The sequence below is a fragment of the Microcystis sp. M53602_WE12 genome (assembly GCF_030065455.1).
In the GTDB taxonomy this organism is placed as follows: domain Bacteria; phylum Cyanobacteriota; class Cyanobacteriia; order Cyanobacteriales; family Microcystaceae; genus Microcystis; species Microcystis aeruginosa.
Window position 1 is genome coordinate 1 of record NZ_JASJFB010000308.1, and the last position, 5,666, is coordinate 5,666.

At 42.6% G+C, this 5,666-nt stretch carries 4 protein-coding genes; 2 read left to right on the top strand and 2 right to left on the bottom strand.

From position 1 onward, the window contains the following. The first annotated feature begins 251 nt into the window (after positions 1-251). Positions 252-704, top strand: a complete 453-nt coding sequence (locus PX482_RS10995) for a DUF8637 domain-containing protein (protein ID WP_002763084.1) — start codon at positions 252-254, stop codon at positions 702-704. Positions 705-721: 17 nt separating this feature from the next. On the opposite strand, the gene PX482_RS11000 is transcribed toward PX482_RS10995, so the two are convergent. Further along, positions 722-1,372, bottom strand: coding sequence for a ParA family protein (locus PX482_RS11000; RefSeq protein WP_002745320.1), 651 nt, complete (start codon positions 1,370-1,372; stop codon positions 722-724). A gap of 332 nt (positions 1,373-1,704) precedes the next feature. Next, positions 1,705-3,177, bottom strand: a complete 1,473-nt coding sequence (gatB, locus tag PX482_RS11005; protein WP_002763085.1) for an Asp-tRNA(Asn)/Glu-tRNA(Gln) amidotransferase subunit GatB — start codon at positions 3,175-3,177, stop codon at positions 1,705-1,707. Between the two features lie 602 nt (positions 3,178-3,779). Between gatB and PX482_RS11010 the strand changes: the two genes are divergently transcribed. Beyond that, positions 3,780-5,309, top strand: coding sequence for a pyruvate kinase (locus PX482_RS11010; RefSeq protein WP_287969837.1), 1,530 nt, complete (start codon positions 3,780-3,782; stop codon positions 5,307-5,309). Positions 5,310-5,666 lie beyond the last annotated feature (357 nt).

Here is a 5,666-nt window from a genome sequence, read left to right on the forward strand (position 1 = left end):
CTATTTTCTTGCACTAACATCGGACTTTAACAGGTCAAAAGCTTTATTTTAAAAGGGTTTTACCATTATTCAGCAAACCCTAATTACACATCTAAGCCACTACTCCGTCAGACTTCTGCTGATGTGAGCAAACAGAGAACTGAAAACTCAAATCCGATCCCTAATAGCTGTATCCCGTCTCCTGTCTCCTGTCTCGACTAGGAAATTAATTTTGCACGACTACTTATTTTTTTAATAGGAACTATCACCTGATGGGCATTTATTACACAATCGCTGCTGTTTTTCTAGGGATGCAATTAGCTGCAGGAGAAAATTTATCGGCGGCAAACCCTGATTTTCTCCAGCTGCAAAAAGCTCTAGAAAAACACAATTTCATCGTCAAAATTGCCCCGCCACCAGTGCGAGGAGCCTACGGTTTATTTGATAGTAAAACTAGAATTATTTGGATTCATCCCCTAGTTTTTGACTTAGGTATTGCCCGACCAACATTAATTCATGAAGCTGTCCATGCCGCTCAACTTTGTCATGGAGGCAAAACAGTTAAAGCTCTTAATTTAGCCATAGAACCACCAGCAATGACCAGAAGATTTTTTATGAATTATCAGGGTTTTAGCAGACAAATTGAAGCCGAAGCCTATACTGTTCAAGTTCAGCCCGATGGTCTAGATTTAGTCATTTCTTTACTGCAAAAATATTGTGCTTAGAAAACCTGTCGATAAATCTACCAATCCCGTTCTAATTCTTCGGCCACACGACGATAATCGGCACTGGCTTCTTGGGCATTTTTACCGCGCCAATTGGTAATAGCTACCCCGTCTAAAACGGCTTTTTCGTGGGCCTTATAATTTCTGACAAAAGCATGACAGGCAGGAATACCTAATTCTAATAAAGTATTTTGTGCTTCCAAAGTTTCCTTAAGACTACGGGAATCCACTTTTGTTAACAAAACCCGATAGGCAATTCCTAGGGGTTTAACTGCCGTGCGTACCGTGTCAATTAAAGCCATTAAATCCATCGGTGCGGGAGGAGTCGGTAAAATTAAATAATCTGATTCTGCTATTACTGCCGTCAGTAATTCGGAGCGCAAAGCTGGTGGTGTGTCAATCACGATCAGATCGTACTCGATAATTTGACGCAATTCTCCTAATTTCTCGGTATTAATTTGCTTGGCTAAATCAAATACCATACCCGCTTGATTTCTTTCTACCCACCAAGTGGAGGAACCCTGCGGATCCGCATCCACCAGCAAAACACGCTGATTCTGCCCCCAAATTGCCGCTAAATTGACCGCAGTGGTGGTTTTACCCACACCACCTTTACCGTTGACAACAGCGAGGATTTTTGGGCTATTAGGCTTTAATTGCGAGGTCATTTTCAGTTATCAGTTATCAGTTATCAGTTAAGTAAGTAGGCGTTAAAAGTTATCAGATGCCCCTCTTATTAAGGGGGGATCCCCCCGCCTACCGGCACCCCCCTTATCAAGGGGGGCAGGGGGGATCGAACCTAAAATCTATCTTCAATTTAATTATAACCAGCTACTTATCAGTTATCAGTTACCAGTTATCAGTTATCAGTTATCAGTTACCAGTTATCAGATTTGAGTTTTAAGTTCACTGTTTACTGTTTACTGATCACTGTTTACTGATCACTGAAAAAAAGCTCCCCACTGATTACTGTTTACTGATTACTGATCACTTAATATAACTAACCAGAAAGTTTTTGATCTAAGATTTGGCTAGTTAATTTAGGATCGGCTTTACCGCCGCTTTTTTTCATGACTTGACCGACAAAAAATCCCTTAAGATTGGTTTTACCCGCCCGGAATTTTTCTAACTCGCTTGGATGGGAGGCGATAATTTCCTCGATCAGTTTTTCGATCGCAGAATTGTCAGAAATTTGTATTAATCCTTTCTTTTCCACCAGCGCTTTTGGTGAACCGCCTTGGCTGAGAAGTTCTGGTAAAATTTCCTTAGCAATTTTGCCACTAATTGTTCCCGTTTCAATCAGTTTAACTAATTCCGCTAAGTCTGGTGCTTGCAGGGCAATTTCTGTGATCGTCAGCTTATTATTATTCAAATAAGCGGCGATATCTTGACTGATCCAGTTAGCGACTAATTTCGCATTTGCCCCCGCAATTACCGCAGTTTCAAAATATTCGGCCACGGTGCGATCATCGGTTAAAACCCTGGCATCGTAGGGGGAAAGACCAAATTCTTCTTCATAACGACGACGTTTACGAGCGGGTAATTCCGGTAATTCTTCTGCCCAAGCTTTTAACTGTTCGGGGGAGACTTCCAGGGGGGGTAAATCCGGTTCGGGAAAATAGCGATAATCGCTAGAACCTTCTTTTTTCCGCATACTAATCGTCCGTTGAGTAGCTTCTTCCCAAAGACGGGTTTCCTGTACGATTGGTTCGCCATTTTCGATCGCTTCAATTTGTCGATCGATCTCGTATTCTATGGCTTTTTGGATAGCACTAAAGGAGTTCATATTTTTAATTTCTACCTTAGTCCCGAACTTTTTAGTGCCTTTTTTGCGAACGGAAATATTGACATCGCAGCGCAGGGAACCTTCCTGCATATTACCGTCACTGATGCCGAGATAACGCACTAAACGCCTTAATTCTTGGGCATATTCCGCCGCTTCGGCCCCAGTGCGTAAATCCGGTTCCGAGACGATTTCCAATAATGGTACACCTGTACGATTAAAATCCACGAGGGAATGGGTGGAACCGGAGAGACGTTCGCTGCCAGCATGAACCAGTTTTCCCGCGTCTTCTTCCATGTGCAGACGGGTAATGCCGATAATTTTGCGGCTAACTTCCTTAGTTTTTTTATCGACGATCTCGATTTCTAGTTGACCCTGTTCGACAATAGGGAGATCATACTGGGAAATTTGATAATTTTTCGGCAGGTCGGGATAAAAATACTGTTTGCGATCGAATTTGCTATGAGGTGTGATTTTACCGTCGATAGCTAATCCCAGTTTAACGGCACTGGCCAGGACTTCTTGGTTAAGGACGGGTAATACCCCAGGATAACCCAAACAGACGGGACAGACGTTAGTATTGGGGGGACTATCGAAGTTGGTGGGACAGGAACAAAATATCTTGCTTCTGGTGTTCAGTTGACAGTGGGTTTCTAAACCGATAATTGCTTCGTATTCAGTGGCAGACATATTTTCTCGCTCTCGCCGACACAGGAATGATCTGTTTAATCATTATAGTCGCGATTCTGGAGCATTCCCTCCCTTCATAAAACTTAATACTGTAGTTACTAATTACTTTAGTCACCTTTAATATAGCTCAAAAAAGATAATTGATTCAACCAATGTCCGCCATTATTTTTAATTTTATCAAAGGCATAAGACAAGGAAGCTTATCGATAATTTTTCACCAATCAACCTAGCCTTTCTAGTATCCACCACCGACCACAGAAAACGAAACCTAAAACTTTCCACCTCACCGTTAAGATAACCGACATAAATCGTAGCAAAAATTAACTTCTAGAGACGGGATATTTGCTTAGTATAGAAACAGAGAGATTATACCTGAGAACTGACCCCATAACCAGCCAAAAGCAATATAAGCGGCGAAAGTGAGCATTTTCTAGGCAAGTATTGCCTTAGTAAGTAGGTGGGTGGAATTAAATATAAGATGAACGTAGGTTGGGTTGAAGCATGAAACCCAACGCCCGCATGGGTTACGCTACCGCTAACCCATCCTACAAATAATTGTGCCTCCCTACTTAATTGACGATTTTTACTTTTTACTCAATTTTATGTCTTTAACTCTCTCAGAACAACTCAAACGAGAACAATTATCCTACCCCCAAACTCTCCTCCATCATCTGCAAAGGTTACGGCATTTTGTGACAGTGGAAGGAGAGGAGAAATTGCAGCAGTGGAAAAACCTCATTGAAAAGGAGAATTTTCAACCTAGCACCCGTAATTTAGCCTATTATCTCGCCCTGAGACAAGAAGATATCCGGGATTTACAATTAGCTTTAATGCCCTGGGGATTATCTTCCCTAGGCCGGATTGAATCGAAAGTTTTACCGACTCTCGATGCGGTAATTGCCACTTTAGGGGCGGTTTGTCATCAAGAAGCCTCATTATTACCCAAACATCCCCCTTTAGAGGCATTTTTCCAAGGAGATCAACTTTTAGCCTCCCATAGCGCCGAAGTTTTCGGTCTGCCTTCCCCCCGGCGTCGGGTGCGAATTATGGTGACAATGCCGACGGAGGCGGCAACCGACCCCGATTTTATCGCTCAATTACTGCGTTGCGGGATGGACTGTATTCGCATTAATTGCGCCCATGATGGACCCAAAGAGTGGCAGGGAATGATCGAAAATCTGCGCGAGGCGGTCAAAAATCCCGAAAATTTAGTCAATGGACATACCTGTAAGGTTTATATGGACTTAGCTGGCCCAAAAATCCGTTTAGAACAGATTTTAGCCCCCCAGTCCCAAACCAGACTATATCAAGGGGATTTTCTCCTCTTAACCACCCAACCGCCCCATACTGCCCATCCTCAGTATTTTCAGGCTAATTGTTCCCAACCGGAAATTATTCCCCAAATTCCCGTCGGGGCGAAAGTTTGGATTGATGATGGTCATATTGGGGCTGAAGTTATTGCCATAATGCCAGAAGGTCTCTTACTAAAAATTACCCACGCTAGGGAGAAAGGGGAAAAACTCAAAGCAGATAAAGGCCTAAATTTCCCCGATACCGTCTTAAATATCGATCCTTTGACCGCAAAAGACCGGCAAGATTTAGATTTTATTGCCCAAAATGCCGATATTATCGGTTACTCTTTTGTGCAAAAAGCCAGCGATATCGAGACACTACAGCTAGAGTTACAAAGTCGTTTGGGGGATGCTTGGCGACAAAAAGCAATTGTGGCCAAAATAGAAACACCTTTAGCCGTGAAAAATCTACCGGAATTAATCATCCATGCCGCCGGTAAACAACCTTTTGGGGTGATGATTGCTCGGGGTGATTTGGCCGTAGAAATTGGCTATCAAAGACTAGCAGAAATTCAAGAGGAAATTCTCTGGTTATGCGAAGCAGCCCATATTCCAGTAATTTGGGCTACCCAAGTCCTAGAAAATCTGGTCAAGAAAAGTATTCCCTCCCGGGCCGAGATTACCGATGCCGCTATGGCCGAAAGGGCCGAATGTGTCATGCTGAATAAGGGGGAATATATCCGCGAAGCGGTGACAATTCTTGATGATGTTTTACAAAGAATGCAGACCCACCAAGCTAAAAAAACCCCTCAATTACGCGCTCTCCATTCTTGGGTTTAAGCAGTTATCAGTTATCAGTTATTAGTTATCAGTTATTAGTTATCAGTTATCAGTTATCAGTTATCAGTTATCAGTTATCAGTTATCAGTTATCAGGAGATTATTTTTATTTATTCTCCCCAGTTCATAATTCATAATTCATAATTCATAATTCCTCACACCTTTTCAACAGGATTGAGAATCAGAGGCAAATTAACGCATATTATTGACCGCACCACTAACCAAACCAGCGCTAACATAGCGACCATAACCATCAAGACGGTTTTGTTGAGCGATTCGGGAGGGATTATTGACGAGATCGGCAACTCCCACACCCATCATCACCACGGAGATAACTGCGATTAAGTAGTTACGGACA

Bases quoted from the DNA above. Each gene is read 5' to 3' on its own strand.
- PX482_RS10995 (WP_002763084.1), top strand. From the start codon at position 252: ATGGGCATTTATTACACAATCGCTGCTGTTTTTCTAGGGATGCAATTA.
- PX482_RS11000 (WP_002745320.1), bottom strand. From the start codon at position 1,372: ATGACCTCGCAATTAAAGCCTAATAGCCCAAAAATCCTCGCTGTTGTC.
- gatB (WP_002763085.1), bottom strand. From the start codon at position 3,177: ATGTCTGCCACTGAATACGAAGCAATTATCGGTTTAGAAACCCACTGT.
- PX482_RS11010 (WP_287969837.1), top strand. From the start codon at position 3,780: ATGTCTTTAACTCTCTCAGAACAACTCAAACGAGAACAATTATCCTAC.